Origin of the sequence: Flavobacterium sp. CSZ (assembly GCF_015350725.1) — a bacterium.
Classification (GTDB): domain Bacteria; phylum Bacteroidota; class Bacteroidia; order Flavobacteriales; family Flavobacteriaceae; genus Flavobacterium.
Window position 1 is genome coordinate 1 of record NZ_JADKPQ010000009.1, and the last position, 17227, is coordinate 17227.

Genomic DNA, 17227 nt, shown 5'->3' on the forward strand with positions numbered 1-17227 from the left:
AAGGTCAAGTATTAATTTACTTGACCTTTTTTCATTTTAGAATCTTTACAGAAATGACGGACTCTCATCCGTTTTTTTTTCATTTAAAAACAAATCTCTTATCGTATTCATTAATAATACTCGAAATATTGTTCGGCTATTTGATTAATTTCTCCTTTGTCATTATAAGAAGTACACAGCAACCAATTACCATTTCTATCATATTTATAAGTATAAGCGGTCGTTTCTTTACTACTAGAATTGGTTTTCATTACAGGATTGCCGAATTCATCATTTTTATACGTAACCACACTTTTAAGTATTGGTTTATCTAAATATCCCGAAGGACCAACACTCCAAAACGATTCTTTTATTTTATAATTATCAGCATCATATTCATAATGTTTTTCCATATTTAGCTTCTCATCCTTATCATAATTCATATGTACAACTAAATTTCCTTTCTTATCACGAATGAAAACTGTTTTCGACTGCAAGATACTTCCCTCATAAAACCAATAACTTACTTCATTTTTAGCCGTATCCTGTTTTACAGTAATAAGAAATGATTGGCTCATTTTTGTTCCCGGATAATAATAGTCAGACGCATTAAGAACACCATCTGTATCATAATAATATTTTATTTCAAGTACTTTAGCATTATAAGAAACAGAATTAGATGAAATAAGAAAGCCTTTTTCATTGTAAGTATTCCCAATTCCCATTCGGCACATTTTATTACTAGCTGCAAGAGGCATCGAAACGCCTTCAAGAAAGCATTGTCCAAATGATTTTACATTCCCTTTCAGGTTAACATCTTTCAGGTCATTGTGATTGGTCTGTGCCAGCGATACATTAAAAGTAAAAAACAGAAGACAGAATGTTGTAAAAAGTGATTGCATTTTTGTTATTATGATTTCTAAGTTAGACCAAAATAAAACAATCTAAATTAAATTCAATTATTTCTGTAACCTTCTTTGATTTATTTCTTCTAATAAATGAACTGACTCTTTGCGCACTAGCTTATATCATGTTTAAGATTCATTCAAAACACCTCAGCCTACTAAAAAATAATGCAATCGTATGAAACATCTGCAAAAAGGTACATTTTACGGACAAACCAATGAAACCATTGCTCTGGATGGAATAACACTCACAGATACTGTTTACACCCACAGCAAAGTAGACTGGCATTATCATGAGAATGCTTATTTTACTTTTATACTAGAAGGAAATGTTATCGAGGGTAATAAAAAGGAAGTATACAATTGCTCTCCCGGAAGTTTGCTTTTTCATAATTGGCAGGAACCCCATTATAATATAAAACCTGACGGATTTACCAGAGGTTTTCATCTTGAAATCGAAAAACATTGGTTTGATACTATAGCATTATCAGATGAGAATTTGCAGGGAAGTATTAATATCTCTAAACCGGAAATCAAGTTTTTAATGTATAAAGTTTTCAGAGCAGCTAAAATTGAAGGCCCTGCTGTAGATTTTTCAACCCAAACCTTACTGATCGAAATCTTATCAAAACTCAGCGCGCATAACAATTCATTATTATACAAAAATCCAAAATGGGTACAAATTATTGACGAAATTCTTCACGACCAGATTGGAGACACCATCTCATTAGAATATTTATCTAAAATAGCCGAAATACACCCTGTTCACTTGTCAAGAGATTTCTCTAAATACTTTCACTGTACTTTAAGCGAATACAGGAGAAAATTAAAGGTCGAAAAAGCACTTTCGTTACTGTCTTTACAAAAACAATCCTTAACCGAAATTGCTTACGAATGCGGGTTTTCTGACCAAAGCCATTTTACAAGATGCTTCAAAGAGGTAAACGGATTAAATCCTTCTGCGCATTTAAAATTACTTTTAATGAAATAATGCAAAATGTTAATCTGGTACAATTTTTAATGCTGCCGGCTGCATAATTTTACACCTCAATCAAAATCAATCAAAAACATGAAACGAACATTTTTTCTATTTGCAATCAGCCTTTTCTGCCTTACTGGTTTTAGCCAGAATGCAGATCTTTTTAAAACCGAAGGAATTACCGGAGAACTTCATCAATCAAACATCGGGAAAGTTACTTTTATGGATGGCAACATTCCGTTAGACCAATATAAAAAAACCGATTTTCTTCAGTCGTTTAATCTTACATACAAATCCAACCTTAACATCAGGATTTTTCTGGATAACTCGATAACGAACTACTTACATGAATTAGCCCCAAATTTGTCGGCTGACAAACTTGTAGAAACAGGCAATCTTCAGTTTGCTTTTTATATTGATAACAAATTCATTTATAAAGATAATATTAACTCAGGATGCAATTTTGGATACGGAAGCAGCAAGAATACCTCAACAGCATTGACTATTCCACTAACCAGCTCAAAAGCCCAAAATCTATGGTCATTGCATATGTGGGATCGTTTTAAACTTAATGGCGGCGAAAAAGCATTAACAAACGGAACTCATACGCTAAGAATTGAAGTTAGACCTTATATCATAACGAATAAAGACAACGAAGCAATAGTGGGAAATTTAATAGCCATAGGACAAATTAAATTAATCATAAAAACTCCTAAAGTGACCGCCAAACAAATGGAAATACAACAGATAGTACCAAACAGCGGATGGGAGATTTCTGACTTTCAATTCAACAAGAAAAAAATCGAATTGCTAAACAAGGAAATTGCTTCTTACAACCTAAAAGAAATAACAAGCGTTGTTGCTGTTTATAATGGCAAACTTTTGATAGAAGAATATTTTAATGACGCCAATAGAAATACCTTGCATGACACCCGATCGGCAGGAAAATCTTTTGCATCGACACTTATGGGGATAGCTATAAATGATGGATACATTAAAAATGAAAACCAAACGCTTAATACTTTTTACAACTTAAAAGAATATACAAATTACAACGTAAAAAAAGACAGCATAAAAATAAAAGACCTTCTCACAATGAGCTCTTCATTTGAAGGTTCAGATATCGATAGCGAATCACCAGGAAACGAAGAAAATATGTATCCTACAGAGAACTGGGTAAAATTTACATTGGATTTACCCACTGATCCCGCCAAAACCAATGGCGGCAAATGGGATTATTTTACTGCGGGAGTAGTTGTTTTAGGAGATATACTGGATAAGAATACCCCTAAAGGTCTTGAAAAATATGCCGATGAAAAACTTTTCAAACCTTTAAACATCACCAATTACAAATGGCAATATACACCGCAAAAAGTACCAAATACCGCAGGAAGCCTTCAAATGACTTCATTGGATTATGCTAAATATGCTCAGTTATACAAAAATAACGGTTTTTGGAATAACCAGCAAATACTTCCTGTAAAGTGGGTAGAAAAAACTCTGACAAAACAAATCGAAATTCCGGGGCAAGACAACCAATTCTACAGTTATTTGTTTTGGAACAAAACCGTTAATTATAAGGGTAAAAATTATGAAACCTATTACTGCGCCGGGAATGGCGGAAACGAATTTATAATTTTTAAAGATTTACCGCTTGTAGTTATAATCACTTCAAAAGCTTTTAACAAACCGTACGGACATGCCCAGGCAGACAAAATAGTTCACGATTATTTATTGCCGGCGATTTTAAAATAAAATTGTCGGTTTGATTTTATAATTCACACCAAATAGCATAAAGAATTAAAAAAGGTAAAACATACAATCTGTTTTACCTTTTTTAATGCCATCAATAAGTCAGGCTAATTATAAATATCCAACATAAAAGCCTTACTCCTGCTTAAATGCTTTTAAACTTCCGTCATCATTAAACTGTATAGAATATCTTTCTCTGCTCCCATTAATACTCGAAGGATACCATCGCATCTGATTATCCCAAATAGAAACATACGCACTTGTAAGTGGTTTGGCTCCTTCTATTTCTTTTGTTTTCTCATTATAAGTAGTGGTGACTTTAGCAACATTTACAAATTTTATTTTATTAAGCGAAACTAAACGCTTTTGCACATCATCCCTAACCGACAACTGAAGAGGTTTAGGCTCAGACCACCTACCCTCTTTATAATCATAAATATCAACATATTTAGGATTTGTAGGATGCTGAAGCATAACATTAATGAGTCCGTCATTATAAAAATACAGCGTCGAATAAATAAAAATCTCTTTTCCGGCATATTGAGGCAATTTTCTCAAAGCCTCTTCCGCTTTTTCTAATTCCTTTGTATCAGTCAAAAGATCGACATTCTTACCTTCAGTATGTGTATGAGTTACAGAATGTGTTTCCAGTGCTGTTTTTATAATTTGCTGAACGTCAATCTGAGTATCTACTGTCGTTTCAGGCACAGGACTTTCTTTTTCCTTTTGAACTAACGTATCATTCGGTTTAAAGGTCTCATCGATACTTCTAGATACCTGCTGACAACCTAACAAAAGATGACAGCAAATTAGTAGTATAATTAATTTTCTCATTTTTAGTCTATAGTATTTAAATCGCTGGCAAAAGCAATTTGGTTTGGATTATCAGGCAGATAAAAAATTTCTATCTTTTCCTGTTTCGTAATATCGAGATCAAGAAGCCTGATCACTTTTTTCAGGCTATTGCGATGAACATGATGTTTATTATCCGTGTACTCAAGTTCAAAACGAATTTCCGGCTGATCATTAATATAAGTCCCGGTCTGGCTCACTTTAACCAATTTGGCCCAGGTTTTTATTCCCTTAAACTTAATCATGGATGAACTACTATTTAATCCTGTAAGCTTACTATAGATAAATTTTAAAAGATACCTAAAAAACAAAAGTACTATTGGACACACAATCAGCGGATGCCCAAAACTCATAAAACGCCAGCCCATACCATAACTTTCGGTTTGATACGAATAAATATAATAGCCAACTACTCCGGCCACAAATACCAGCCAGCCCAATACAATAAACCCTACTCTTATTACATTTAATCCCACTTCTGTAGTGGCAATGATAAAATGCGGAGCCTCTTTTGCATCTCTGTCGAGTATTAAACTTAATTTTTTCCCCGTTTCAAAACGACCTTGATGAGGTCTAGCATCCGTAATAACAGTCTTGCTTGTAATTTCTGTATCGGCCAGGTTTTTAAATGATAGTTCAAGTTCATAGGTATTGAATTTCTCATTGGGCTTAGATGTTTTTACAGCGCTTAAAATTTTTGCTTCACGCAATACGCCGCCTGACTTTAGTTTTTCTATATTTCTTTTTGAAATAAAAATTTGAAGAACCCATTTACGGAAATAGCCCATTAAAACAATCAGCCAAAGAATTATCGAAATCGAAACTATAGCCAAAGCCAACCATGGATCTTTATCTTTTAGCGTATTTATATCAAATTCATTATTTACAGAATAATAAATTATCATGGGAAAAGGAATCGCAAAAAATAACATATAGAGCGCGCCAAAAGCAAGGGCAAAATACTTTCTCATTCCTTTTTAATTATTATTGGGGGTTACTAATTAAAACGTTTATTTTAGAAAAAAAACATTACTTTTTTTGAGTATATCTATCAATTATAACATTGTTGTACAAATAGACACCAATCAAATTTACATAAAAAATTATAGCAGAAAAGAAATTAGAATAAAATCTCAATTAAGAAATGAATCCCTTTTTAAATAAAATTATCGTTTTATGAAAAGAAATAGAATAACTCTAAAATAGATTTTACCTACATTAGAGTATAAATTTTGTAACTAAAATCAATTCATTGCGTCTTATTTTTAAAACCTATAAACCCTTTTTAATCGGTTTTCCTAAAATACTAAGAGCCCTTATTTTGCGTTTGACATCGTTATGAAATTATATTTTTCTTTTTTCCTCTTTTTTATCCTTCCTTATTTTTGCCAGGCGCAGATTGACACAACGTATATTAAACCTTTTTACAATAAAGTTTCCCTAAGAACTTATCTATCGATGAGATTTATTTCGATGGAAAAGGAAACAGACGGAGAAATTAAAAATTTCATGCCCAATACACCGATGAGTTTAGGTTTTGGAGTTTCTATAAAAAATACCATCATCGATTTAAGCTATGGTCATAGTTTGAGTTTCCTCAAAGATGATGAAAAAGGAAAAACCAAAGCACTTGATTTTCAAATTCACCATTACGGAAAAAAGTTCATAATAGACCTTTTTATACAAAAATATCACGGTTTTTATACTTCAGATCAATCGGATAAAAACATACAATTATATCCTGACTTAAATATTCAGCAATATGGCGCTTTTGGCCAATATGTTTTTAATAATAAGAAATTCTCCTATAAAGCTGCTTTCAATCAAAACGAAAGACAATTAAAATCAGCCGGAAGCTTTTTGCTTGGCGGAGGTGCTTATTTTACCAAAATAGGTTCTGACAGCTCTTTTGTACACAAATCTCAAAATTCATTACGTAATTTCCAATTCGGAGTAAGTGGAGGTTATGCTTATACCTGGGCAATTAACAAAAGATGGTTTACCAGCGGATCAGCAACTATGGGGGTAAACTTTGGTACTGAAAGAATAAACGATTTTGGCAAACGAAAGATAGAAATCTACCCTACATTTTTTCCAAGAATATCTGTTGGTTATAATAAAGAAAATTGGTCTCTTGGTCTATCATATATCAATAACCTTATATTTTCTTCTTTCTCAGGCAATGACACTAACAACATTGCTTTATCGTCAGGAAATTTACAAATTGGGTATATCTGGAGGCTAAATTCCAATCCGTTTGTTCGTAATAAGAAACCAGATTAAATAATCTTTTTTTAACAGAAATAAAAACCTAGCTTACAAGGTTTTACCACAACAAAAAACAAATTTCCCAAAAAAAATAAATTAAATAATATTTATTTCACAAAAGAACTTTCCCAACAAAACAAAACTTTACTAAATTCGTTTCCAGAATTATTTAACCTACTAACCTAATCCCAAATTGGTTTATGAAACACTTTTTAATTGTATCATTTATTATGATCACTTGCTCTGCTTGGGCACAATCTGCAACCGGCTATTTTGACAAAGCCATGAAAAAAGCCGAAGCCGGCAACACAAAAGGCGCAATTGCCGATTACACAAAAGCCATTAGCATGAATTCTAAATTCGTCGAAGCATACCAAAATCGTGGTGTTGCAAAATTTAAACTCAACGATCTAAAAGGCGCCCAGGCTGATTTTAGCAAAACAATCGACCTCGACAGCATGAACGCAGATGCCTTTACCGGCAGAGCCAATGTAAATTACAAACTAAACAACTTTAAAGAAACCGTTGACGATTGCACCTCATCACTTGGTTTAAACCCAAAAGATTATATTGCTTACAACTTAAGAGCATTGGCCTACAATAAAATGGGAGACAAAAAAAATGCCTGCAAAGATTTCTCTAAAGCAATCGAATTAGGCAGCCAGAGCGCTATAAAAAACAAAGCAACTTTTTGTAAATAAAGCGACATAAAACATATTCACTACTAAAGCAATCTGTAAAAATCAATTATACAGATTGCTTTTTTTATTCCAAAAACTTCGACCTAATTTCATCTCAAAGTTATGCTTACATTTGTCCTTTAATCCAAAATTTTAATGGCACTTTTAAAAAAGATAAACCACAAAGCACAAACCGATAAAAACTCCGGCTTTGGAGCCAATGCAAACAGTTACGGAGGAAGATTTGTAAACAAAGACGGAACCCCTAATATCGAAAAAAGAGGCATGCACCTTTTTCGCCGCATCAGTTGGTATCACACCATGATTGATATGCCCAACTGGAAATTCATGTCGATTTTGTTTATTTTTTACATTGTCCTCAATTTTATTTTTGCCGTGATCTATTATGCCATTGGCATTGAACATCTCGACGGAATAGAACAATCTCAAAGCGTTTTAACCCAATTTGGCCAAGCCTATTTTTTCAGTGCACAAACCTTTACCACGGTAGGTTACGGACACATTAGCCCAACAGGTTTTTTAACAAGTGCCCTATCAGCAGCCGAAGCTTTAATTGGCTTATTAAGTTTTGCCATTGCAACAGGTTTATTTTTTGGAAGATTTAGCAAACCAACCGCCTTTTTAAAATTTTCAGATAATGCCCTAATTTCACCTTACGGAAAAAACAAAGGATTAATGATACGTCTGGTACCTTTTAAAAATACCAATTTTACAGATGCTACAGCGAAAATAACTTTAGTGATGAGTGTGGAAGAAAATGGAGAGCAAACCAATAAATTTTATAGTCTGGAACTCGAATTAGATAAAATAAATGCTCTTTCGTTAAGCTGGACTCTGGTACATCCAATTACCGAAGACAGTCCACTGTACAATTTTACCAAAGACGATTTCAAAAAAATACACGGTGAGATATTCGTCTTTATAACCACTTTCGATAATATGTATAGCAATACAGTAGCCGCGAGAACATCATATACTTTTAATGAAATCATTTATGGCGCCAAATTCGAAACTATGTACAATCGAAGCAAAGACAGTTCTAAAACAATTTTGCATTTAGATAAATTAAATAAATTCTCCAAGATCAAATTCGATTAATTCTCTAATCTTAAGAAGATTTTAAGACAAATCTCAGATTTTATCCTATTTTTGTTCACCAAATAACCAGTAATGATAAACAATATTAAGACTGTTTTCAGCATAAAAGACCTCGAAAACTTATCAGGAATAAAAGCACACACCATTCGTATCTGGGAGAAAAGATATAACATCTTAGAGCCAATGCGTACTGACACTAACATTAGACTCTATAACCTACAAAATTTACAGAAGCTTTTAAACATTACTTTATTACACGAATACGGATATAAAATCTCTAAAATTGCTACGTATCCCGAAGAAAAGATTCCGCAATTGGTTCGTGAAATTATTTCGAAGAAAAATTCTCAGAATTACGCCATAACTTCATTCAAAATGGCCATGATGAATTTTGACCAGGAAATATTCTTCAATACTTTCGATTGGCTAATCTCTGAGAAATCATTCAAAGAAGTTTTCAAAGATCACTTTCTTCCTTTATTGAAAGAATTAGGATTACTATGGCAATCAGAAACCATAACTCCTGCAAATGAACATTTCATGAGTCATTTGATCAAACAAAAAATATTAATCTATACCGAAAGTCTTCAAATATTAAAACCTACTAAGACCAATAGAATTTTTGTGCTTTCGTTACCATTAAACGAAATTCACCAAATAGGTTTGCTATACCTACAATATGAAATTTTATCCCATGGCTACAAAACCATTTATTTGGGCGAAAGTATGCCAATTGAAAATCTTCAGGATTTAACCAAACATTTCGAGAATATTACATTTATATCTTTCATGACAGTGCAGCCGGATCGCAGTGTTATCAATCAATATGTAAAATCAATGGGGCAAAAATTACTCCAAAAAAACAACGAAATTTGGCTTATGGGCAATATGGTCGAAAACATTGACCAGAAAATGCTGCCCGAAAGAATACGAATTTTCGACTCTATGGAAGAAACAATTAGCATGCTATAAGCTAATTTTGTTTAAAGTTTTTGTACATTTGTTAAACAAATGAAAAAAACAATAGCAATAATAGGATCAGGCTTCTCTGCGTTAGCCGCTTCATGTTACTTGGCACAACAAGGAAACAAAGTGACTCTTTATGAAAAAAACGAATCTATTGGCGGCAGGGCAAGACAGTTCAAAAAAGAGGGTTTCACGTTTGATATGGGACCAAGCTGGTACTGGATGCCAGATGTATTTGAACGTTTCTTTCAGGATTTCAATAAAAAAACTACCGATTATTACGAGCTTATAAAACTAAATCCTGCTTACAGGGTTTATTTTGGAGTAGATGATTTCATCAGTATATATGACAATCTCGAAGAAATAAAAACCACTTTTGAAAGTATCGAAAAAGGAAGTGGCCATGAACTCGAAACTTTCATCAAGCAGGCTAAAAGCAATTATGATATTGCGATTAAAGATTTGGTGTATCGTCCCGGAGTTTCTCCTCTGGAATTAATTACCGTTGAAACCACTAAAAAACTCAATCAGTTTTTTAGCACCGTAAGTACTGATATTCGCAAGAAATTCAAAAACGAACGACTAATTCAGATTTTGGAATTTCCCGTTTTATTTCTGGGCGCAAAACCTACCAAAACACCATCTTTCTATAATTTTATGAATTATGCCGATTTTGGCTTAGGAACCTGGCACCCCAAAACCGGAATGTTCGATGTTGTTCGCAGCATCGAAAAACTGGCTCTCGAACTTGGTGTTACGATTGAAACCAATGCTGCTATCGAAAAAATAGTAGTCGAGAATAAAACCGCAACAGCAATCGTCATCAATGGAAAAACGATACAAGCCGATGTCATTTTAAGCGGAGCCGATTATCATCATACCGAAACTTTACTGGATATCGAGCACCGCGCCTATTCAGAGAAATATTGGGAAAGCCGCGTTTTCGCGCCATCGTCGCTTTTGTTTTTTGTGGGTTTTGATAAAAAAATTGAAAACATTTCGCATCATGCTTTATTTTTTGATGTTGATTTCAACCAACATGCAGCAGATATTTACGATGAACCAAAATGGCCCGATGCCCCTTTGTTCTATGCCAATTTTCCATCAAAAACAGATCAAAGCGCAGCACCGCAAGGCAAGGAAAGCGGATTTTTTCTTATCCCGTTAGCGCCGGGAATTAATGACAATGAAGCACTTAGAGAAGAATATTTCAAAAAAATCATCACTCGTTTTGAGCAGCTTACCCAACAAGAAATTAAAAATAACATTATCTTTAAAAGATCATTTTGCAAGAATGACTTCGTAACCGATTATAACGCTTACAAAGGAAACGCTTACGGAATGGCGAATACCTTATTGCAAACGGCTTTTTTACGACCAAAACTAAAAAGTAAAAAAGTTCGTAATTTATATTTCACAGGACAATTAACCGTTCCCGGACCAGGTGTTCCGCCTGCTTTAATTTCAGGAAAACTAGTAGCCGAGTTAATTCAAAAATCTTTTAGATCGTAAAAAATGAAATCACTATTCGACACCGTTTCTTTCAAATGTAGCAAATTGGTCACCCAAAACTACAGTACATCCTTCTCGCTGGCGGTCAAAATGCTATCACCAAGCATTCGCGAAGCGATTTACAGCATCTACGGATTCGTGCGTTTTGCTGACGAAATTGTCGATTCATTTCATGATTACGACAAAGAAAACCTCATCAATGATTTCGAAAAAGAATATTACAAAGCCGTTGAGTTTGGCATTAGCTTAAATCCTATCCTCAACTCGTTTCAGCATACCGTAAAGGAATACAATATTACCGATGATCTTGTTCAGGCTTTCCTTAAAAGTATGAAATTAGACCTCATCAAATCAACCTACAGCTCCCAAACCGAGTACGAAGATTATATTTACGGTTCTGCCGATGTTGTGGGTTTAATGTGTTTGAAAGTTTTTGTAAAAGGAAACCATCAAAAATACGAGCAGTTGAAAAACGAAGCGATGCGATTAGGATCGGCATTTCAGAAAGTGAATTTTCTGAGGGATCTTAAAGATGATAATTTGGTTTTAAACCGAAATTATTTTCCCGGAGTCGATTTAAATTCTTTCGACGAAAATGCCAAAACCACCATCATCAACGAAATCGAAGAAGATTTCAGAGTCGCCTATCAGGGAATTGTAAAATTGCCTATCGAAGCACAATTTGGGGTTTACACCGCTTATATCTATTACAAAAAATTACTAAAAAAACTAAAAAAAACACCATATTACGAAATTGGAAGCTCACGAATAAGAGTCTCAAATTATACAAAAGCCGGGCTTTTAGCGCAATCTTTTGTAACTTACAAGTTAAAACTGGTTTAGATTTCGCATTTTTTATCATTTCGAGGTACGAGAAATCACACTCGTTAATCGACAAAGATTGACGCTTTTCTTTATGTTCCGAAGCTTCGGGATAGTGCGATTTCTCCTTCGTCGAAATGACAAGATTGATTGAGTTTAATTATAATAACAATTCAAAACATAAAAAATGATTTCTTTCTTCATCTTTTTAGGCGTTTTTCTCTTCATGGAATGTGTTACCTGGCTTACACACAAATACATCATGCACGGACTTATGTGGTATTTTCACGAAGATCATCATCAACCCAAATACGAAGATACTTTTGAGCGCAACGATATTTTCTTTGTCATTTTCGCCATTCCAAGTATTGTTCTTTTTTATTTTGGCGTTCAGGGCGGCTTCAATTATTTGTTTTTCATCGCTTGCGGCGTCACGACTTACGGCGCTTGCTATTTTTTAATTCATGATGTTCTAATTCATCAGCGATTTAAATGGTTCAAAAACACCAAAAATAAATACCTCATTGGTTTGCGAAAAGCCCATAAAATACACCACAAACATTTAGGAAAAGAACACGGAGAATGCTTCGGGATGTTATTCGTTCCTTTCAAATATTATAAAATGTAAACCGTTGGTACGAAAAAAATAACACATAGAAACATAGATTTTTTCTTTTTAAAGAAGATTAAAATAAATAATACATTATTTACACATAGCTATGTGCATTTAGATAAGTGAAACGCTTTTTTGATCATTCGAAATCTATGTCTCTATGTGTTAAAAAATAACCAACAAGTAAAATGTAAATCAATTTTATGAAAGTATATAAACTAGAAACCGTACAACACTTAAACGCCAGTATCGAAAAATGTTGGGACTTTTTTTCCAGTCCACAAAACCTGCAAACCATAACACCTGATGATATGAGTTTCGTAATTGAGGATTTCGATGGCAAACGCATGTATCCGGGACAAGTAATTACCTATACTTTAAAACCACTTTTGGGCATTAAAATAAATTGGATGACCATCATAACCGTTTCATCAGAAAACCAATATTTTGTAGACGAGCAACGTTTTGGTCCTTACGCATTATGGCATCACAAACACTTTTTTGAACCTACAGAAACCGGCACAAAAATGACCGATGTGGTACATTATGCCTTACCATTTGGTTTCTTAGGCCAACTCGCCAATACAATAATGGTCAGGAATAAACTGAAATCCATTTTTGAATATCGCCACAAAAAAATCGAAGAACTATTCAATTCAAAATAATAGTCTGTCACAGATGAATAGTAATTTTTAACGCAGATCTAAACAGATTTAAGCAGATACACACAGATTTATTAAATTAAAATCAAAAATAAATCTGCAGAATCTGCGTGAAACCAAAATCCTTTAATCTGTGATAAAAGAAATATAATAAAATGACAAAACAAAAAGTTACTTTTTTCTGGTTTCGACGTGATTTACGTCTAGATGATAATATCGGATTATTCAATGCCCTGCAATCTGAATTTCCGGTAATCCCGCTATTTATTTTTGATCAAGATATCCTGGAAAATCTTCCTAAAGATGATGCGCGCGTTAGTTTTATCTATGATTCGCTCAAAGCCATAAACAAACAACTTCACGCAATTGATTCCTCTATATTAATCAAAAAAGGAAAAACTTTCGACGTTTGGAAATCACTTACAGAAGAATTAGATATTCAGCAAATCTTCTTCAATAAAGATTATGAACCTTACGCGATAAAACGTGATTTGGCTATTTCAGCTTTATTAAAAGAAAATAACATAGAAGCTTTCTCATTCAAAGATCATGTGATTTTTGAAGAAAAAGAAATCAACAAAGCTGATGGACTTCCGTACACGATTTACACGCCTTATAAAAACAAATGGCTGGAGAAATACCATCTTTCAGGACAAGCTTTTGAATATGATACAAAACCTTTGTTCAGCAATTTTGCCAAAAATCAATTTACTTTTCCTGAACTATCCCAAATAGGTTTTGAAAGAAGCACTATAAAAGTATTTCCGCACAACTTAACCCAAATAGGTAATTATAAAGAAACCAGAGATTTTCCAGCTTTAGACAGCACCTCTTATCTTTCACCACATTTACGTTTTGGGACGGTTAGTATCCGTAAATTAGTCAATTGGGCGAATAAGAAAAACCAGACTTTTTTGAGCGAATTAATCTGGAGAGAATTCTTTATCCAGATTCTGTTTAACTTCCCAAATTGTGTCAATCACAATTTCAAGTCGGCTTATGATGGTATTCAATGGCGAAATAACGAAGAAGATTTTAAACGTTGGTGTTCCGGGACTACGGGTTACCCTATGGTCGATGCCGGAATGCGCCAGCTTAACGAAACCGGTTATATGCACAATCGCGTTCGTATGGTAGTAGCAAGTTTCCTGTGCAAACATTTACTCATAAACTGGCAATGGGGCGAAGCTTATTTTGCTGAGAAATTACTGGATTTCGAATTGGCATCAAACGTAGGCAACTGGCAATGGGCTGCAGGAACAGGATGCGACGCCGCACCATACTTCAGGGTTTTTAATCCGGAAATTCAACAAAAGAAATTCGACGAAAAAGGAATCTACATTCGCAAATGGATTCCGGAATTTGATTTAGGATATAATGAGCCTATGGTGGATCATGCTTTTGCGAGGGATCGTGCTATTGAGACTTATAAGAAGGGAATCATTAAGTAAAATTCCATTTTTTTTAATTCCAAATTCCAATACTTTTCGAAACTTTTACCCCAATCTTGTCATCCTAACGAAGGAAAGATCTCTGCAAGAAACTCCATTCCTAAAAGTAAACCCGACAGGTTTTAAAAACCTGTCGGGTTTGTTATTATAATAAAAATGAATTTCTAATCTTTGTCGAGTTACTAGTGTGATCCCTCGTTCCTACCAATGACGTTTTTTGGAATTAAATAAAAAATCTGTTTAAATCCGAGTCTTTGCAAAGCAAATCCGTGTCATCTGCCTATCATGGCAAAGCTTATTTCACAATCCCTTAGTGATCTCAAAGCAAAGCGAAATAAAGACAAAGCTTAGTGAACCCTGTGCAAACCTTTGCGCACTTTGCGGTAAATGTCATTTTATATTGTTTTTTTTTAGAATAAAAATTATTCCGAGATGACAAGATTGAGGTTGTAAATATTAATAGATAAAAGTTTTTATGAAAACTGTATCCCTAGCCTGGATAGCTATCGCGATCCACAAAAGATATAGCGGTTAGCAGGAAACAGCTCCTAAACCTACTTAATCAATTTATTAAGCATTCCGTTGAAAATAAAACCATGAAACGGTAAAACAGAATACCAATATAGTTTTCCTAAAATACCTTTGGGTTTGAAGGTTGCAGCCTGATATAAAGTATTGTGTATGATTTTGAATTCGAGCCAGGCTTCACCGGGAAGTTTCATTTCGGCGTATAAGATCAGTTTTCCTTCTTGTTTATTGGCGTATAAAACACGCCAAAAATCTAAAGCATCGCCGGAATGAATGTCGTGTTTATTGGTTCGGCCACGGCGCAAACCTACGCCACCAAAAAGCTTATCGATAAAGCCTCGTAAACTCCAGAGCCAATCGCCGTAATACCAACCTGTCTCGCCTCCTATTGACCAGATTCTATCTATGGTATAATCGCGATTTTCGATTTCCTTTTTTCTTCGGTCGATGTAACAATCTTTTTTAGGAACTTTTAGATGTGCTGAGATATTGCGGTTAAAACGTCCGCTTACAAGGGAATCTTTCCAGCTTGAGGCCACTTTATCTTCTTGGACTTTGATCAAAGCTCTCGAAAGCGCTTGTTTATAGGTCATGGGGTTCACTCGCAAAAGCTCATTAATGCGATGATCGTTGCAAATAACCTCGACTTTCATACTGCTTACCAAAGCCGATGCCAGTTTATATGACGTTGAGGTAACAAAATACAACCAATATGATGACAATTTAGGTGTCATGACGGGAATAGTAAAAATGTACCGTTTGAGATTTTTTGCTTCGGCGAAAGCCAATAACATTTCCTTGTAGGTTAAAATATCCGGACCGCCAATATCAAAGCTTTGGTTGTAAGTTACCGGATTTAAAAGTGATTTCGAAAGAAATTCCAAAACATCATTTATTGCAATAGGCTGGCATTTTGTATTGAGCCATTTGGGAGTAATCATCACCGGAAGTTTGTTGACTAAATCGCGGATAATTTCGAATGAAGCGCTCCCCGATCCTACTATAATTCCGGCTCTTAAAGTAGTCAGCGGCACTTTTGCTTTGGTTAAAATACTTTCGACATTTTTACGGGAAGCCAAATGTTTAGAAAGTGATTTATCGTTTACGATTCCGCTTAAGTAGAGGATTTGTTGTGCCTGAGTCTGATTTATTCTTTCGGTAAAATTAGCTGCTGAAATACTTTCTAATTCATCATAATTGGTATCAGAACCCGACATGGAATGAATGAGATAAAAAGCAGCATCGATATCAGCAGGAATTGCTGTCAGTGTTTCTTTTTCAAGAAAATCGACTTCAATGACTTGTACTTTTTGCAGAAAATCTGTAGGTATGTAAAATCTGTTTTTATCTCTTACACAGCAAATTACCTGATGTCCTTGGGCCACTAATATCGGTAAAAGACGTTTGCCAATATACCCTGTTGCGCCTGTTAAGAGAATTTTCATGGTGGTTTAAATTTTAAAATTCACTAAACCATAATCCATTTCGAAAATTTGACCTGAAATGGAATTTGCTTTTTCAGAAATCAGGAAATCAACCATATTTGCAACTTCGTCAGGTTTTAAATAATTTTTCATAGGATGGCGCTCGACCATATTTTCTTTCATGCGATCGTTTCGCAAGATGGAAGCAGAAAGCGAAGTCTCAGTAATTGTAGGTGCAATTGCATTAACCCTGACTACAGTTGCCAACTCAGCTCCCAGAGATTTTGTCAAACCCTCGACACCTGCTTTTGCCGTTGCAATACTGGCATGAAAAGGCATTCCTAATTTTACGGCAACGGTACTAAATAAAACGATCGAAGATTCGTAACCTCTTTTTAAAACAGGCAAATATTTTTGAATCGATTTTACAGCACCAACAACATTGATTTCAAAATCGTTTCTAAAATCATCAACACTTAAATTCGAAATAGGTTTTAGCGTAATTGAGCCAGGACAGTAAATTAAAGTATCGACTTCTGCAATATCCGGAAGTTCGTCCTTTAAAACATCTAAACTAAAATGCGTAAGGTTAGGATGCGTTAGCTTTGGTACGCTTCTACTGATATTATAAACCCGATTTGTCTCTAGCTGTTGCAACAAAATAGCACTTCCGATACCTTTACTGCCTCCGATGATTACAATATTTCTCATTTTT

16 protein-coding genes are annotated in these 17227 nt (G+C 34.4%); 11 read left to right on the plus strand and 5 right to left on the minus strand.

Annotation, left to right across the window (positions count from 1 at the left end; genetic code table 11):
• Window positions 1-110: 110 nt before the first annotated feature.
• Complete coding sequence (locus tag IRZ78_RS11735) at window positions 111-881, minus strand: hypothetical protein (protein WP_194616728.1); 771 nt, start codon at window positions 879-881, stop codon at window positions 111-113.
• A gap of 181 nt (window positions 882-1062) precedes the next feature.
• Here IRZ78_RS11735 and IRZ78_RS11740 point away from each other — a divergent pair, with 181 nt between their 5' ends.
• Both IRZ78_RS11740 and IRZ78_RS11745 read left to right on the plus strand, forming a co-directional pair.
• Window positions 1063-1875, plus strand: a complete 813-nt coding sequence (locus IRZ78_RS11740; protein WP_194616729.1) for a helix-turn-helix domain-containing protein — start codon at window positions 1063-1065, stop codon at window positions 1873-1875.
• 78 nt (window positions 1876-1953) lie between these two features.
• Window positions 1954-3618 carry a serine hydrolase gene (locus tag IRZ78_RS11745; protein WP_194616730.1) on the plus strand — a complete coding sequence of 555 codons (1665 nt, stop codon included), beginning with the start codon at window positions 1954-1956 and terminating at the stop codon, window positions 3616-3618.
• A 132-nt stretch (window positions 3619-3750) separates the two neighbouring features.
• Here the strand turns inward: IRZ78_RS11745 and IRZ78_RS11750 are convergent, their stop codons facing one another.
• Complete coding sequence (locus tag IRZ78_RS11750; RefSeq protein ID WP_194616731.1) at window positions 3751-4449, minus strand: hypothetical protein; 699 nt, start codon at window positions 4447-4449, stop codon at window positions 3751-3753.
• Between the two features lie 2 nt (window positions 4450-4451).
• Complete coding sequence (locus tag IRZ78_RS11755; RefSeq protein ID WP_194616732.1) at window positions 4452-5438, minus strand: hypothetical protein; 987 nt, start codon at window positions 5436-5438, stop codon at window positions 4452-4454.
• Between the two features lie 367 nt (window positions 5439-5805).
• On the opposite strand from IRZ78_RS11755, the gene IRZ78_RS11760 reads away from it, so the two are divergent.
• The 9 genes from IRZ78_RS11760 (at window position 5806) to IRZ78_RS11800 (ending at window position 14560) form a co-directional block, all read left to right on the plus strand.
• Window positions 5806-6750, plus strand: a complete 945-nt coding sequence (locus IRZ78_RS11760; protein WP_194616733.1) for a DUF4421 family protein — start codon at window positions 5806-5808, stop codon at window positions 6748-6750.
• 185 nt (window positions 6751-6935) lie between these two features.
• Window positions 6936-7436 carry a hypothetical protein gene (locus tag IRZ78_RS11765; protein ID WP_228520451.1) on the plus strand — a complete coding sequence of 167 codons (501 nt, stop codon included), beginning with the start codon at window positions 6936-6938 and terminating at the stop codon, window positions 7434-7436.
• A 135-nt stretch (window positions 7437-7571) separates the two neighbouring features.
• Window positions 7572-8534: an ion channel gene (locus tag IRZ78_RS11770; protein ID WP_194616734.1), complete on the plus strand. Its 963-nt coding sequence runs from the start codon at window positions 7572-7574 to the stop codon at window positions 8532-8534.
• A 72-nt stretch (window positions 8535-8606) separates the two neighbouring features.
• Window positions 8607-9506 (plus strand): MerR family transcriptional regulator, encoded by a 900-nt coding sequence (locus IRZ78_RS11775; protein ID WP_194616735.1) that lies wholly within the window; start codon window positions 8607-8609, stop codon window positions 9504-9506.
• Between the two features lie 39 nt (window positions 9507-9545).
• On the plus strand, window positions 9546-11012 hold the full coding sequence (gene crtI, locus IRZ78_RS11780) for a phytoene desaturase family protein (protein WP_194616736.1): 1467 nt from the start codon (window positions 9546-9548) through the stop codon (window positions 11010-11012).
• A gap of 3 nt (window positions 11013-11015) precedes the next feature.
• Window positions 11016-11855 (plus strand): phytoene/squalene synthase family protein, encoded by an 840-nt coding sequence (locus tag IRZ78_RS11785; protein WP_194616737.1) that lies wholly within the window; start codon window positions 11016-11018, stop codon window positions 11853-11855.
• A 166-nt stretch (window positions 11856-12021) separates the two neighbouring features.
• Window positions 12022-12462 carry a sterol desaturase family protein gene (locus IRZ78_RS11790; RefSeq protein WP_194616738.1) on the plus strand — a complete coding sequence of 147 codons (441 nt, stop codon included), beginning with the start codon at window positions 12022-12024 and terminating at the stop codon, window positions 12460-12462.
• 188 nt (window positions 12463-12650) lie between these two features.
• Entirely contained in the window at window positions 12651-13112 is a 462-nt protein-coding gene (locus IRZ78_RS11795) for an SRPBCC family protein (RefSeq protein WP_194616739.1), read from the plus strand.
• A 152-nt stretch (window positions 13113-13264) separates the two neighbouring features.
• Window positions 13265-14560 carry a deoxyribodipyrimidine photo-lyase gene (locus IRZ78_RS11800; RefSeq protein WP_194616740.1) on the plus strand — a complete coding sequence of 432 codons (1296 nt, stop codon included), beginning with the start codon at window positions 13265-13267 and terminating at the stop codon, window positions 14558-14560.
• A gap of 554 nt (window positions 14561-15114) precedes the next feature.
• Here IRZ78_RS11800 and IRZ78_RS11805 read toward each other — a convergent pair.
• Window positions 15115-16533, minus strand: a complete 1419-nt coding sequence (locus IRZ78_RS11805; RefSeq protein WP_194616741.1) for an SDR family oxidoreductase — start codon at window positions 16531-16533, stop codon at window positions 15115-15117.
• A gap of 6 nt (window positions 16534-16539) precedes the next feature.
• Window positions 16540-17223 (minus strand): SDR family oxidoreductase, encoded by a 684-nt coding sequence (locus IRZ78_RS11810; RefSeq protein ID WP_194616742.1) that lies wholly within the window; start codon window positions 17221-17223, stop codon window positions 16540-16542.
• Window positions 17224-17227: the final 4 nt, after the last annotated feature.

What these genes read in the sequence shown, in the direction of transcription:
- IRZ78_RS11735 (WP_194616728.1), bottom strand. Translation starts at nt 881, where the DNA reads ATGCAATCACTTTTTACAACATTCTGTCTTCTGTTTTTTACTTTTAAT.
- IRZ78_RS11740 (WP_194616729.1), top strand. Translation starts at nt 1,063, where the DNA reads ATGAAACATCTGCAAAAAGGTACATTTTACGGACAAACCAATGAAACC.
- IRZ78_RS11745 (WP_194616730.1), top strand. Translation starts at nt 1,954, where the DNA reads ATGAAACGAACATTTTTTCTATTTGCAATCAGCCTTTTCTGCCTTACT.
- IRZ78_RS11750 (WP_194616731.1), bottom strand. Translation starts at nt 4,449, where the DNA reads ATGAGAAAATTAATTATACTACTAATTTGCTGTCATCTTTTGTTAGGT.
- IRZ78_RS11755 (WP_194616732.1), bottom strand. Translation starts at nt 5,438, where the DNA reads ATGAGAAAGTATTTTGCCCTTGCTTTTGGCGCGCTCTATATGTTATTT.
- IRZ78_RS11760 (WP_194616733.1), top strand. Translation starts at nt 5,806, where the DNA reads ATGAAATTATATTTTTCTTTTTTCCTCTTTTTTATCCTTCCTTATTTT.
- IRZ78_RS11765 (WP_228520451.1), top strand. Translation starts at nt 6,936, where the DNA reads ATGAAACACTTTTTAATTGTATCATTTATTATGATCACTTGCTCTGCT.
- IRZ78_RS11770 (WP_194616734.1), top strand. Translation starts at nt 7,572, where the DNA reads ATGGCACTTTTAAAAAAGATAAACCACAAAGCACAAACCGATAAAAAC.
- IRZ78_RS11775 (WP_194616735.1), top strand. Translation starts at nt 8,607, where the DNA reads ATGATAAACAATATTAAGACTGTTTTCAGCATAAAAGACCTCGAAAAC.
- crtI (WP_194616736.1), top strand. Translation starts at nt 9,546, where the DNA reads ATGAAAAAAACAATAGCAATAATAGGATCAGGCTTCTCTGCGTTAGCC.
- IRZ78_RS11785 (WP_194616737.1), top strand. Translation starts at nt 11,016, where the DNA reads ATGAAATCACTATTCGACACCGTTTCTTTCAAATGTAGCAAATTGGTC.
- IRZ78_RS11790 (WP_194616738.1), top strand. Translation starts at nt 12,022, where the DNA reads ATGATTTCTTTCTTCATCTTTTTAGGCGTTTTTCTCTTCATGGAATGT.
- IRZ78_RS11795 (WP_194616739.1), top strand. Translation starts at nt 12,651, where the DNA reads ATGAAAGTATATAAACTAGAAACCGTACAACACTTAAACGCCAGTATC.
- IRZ78_RS11800 (WP_194616740.1), top strand. Translation starts at nt 13,265, where the DNA reads ATGACAAAACAAAAAGTTACTTTTTTCTGGTTTCGACGTGATTTACGT.
- IRZ78_RS11805 (WP_194616741.1), bottom strand. Translation starts at nt 16,533, where the DNA reads ATGAAAATTCTCTTAACAGGCGCAACAGGGTATATTGGCAAACGTCTT.
- IRZ78_RS11810 (WP_194616742.1), bottom strand. Translation starts at nt 17,223, where the DNA reads ATGAGAAATATTGTAATCATCGGAGGCAGTAAAGGTATCGGAAGTGCT.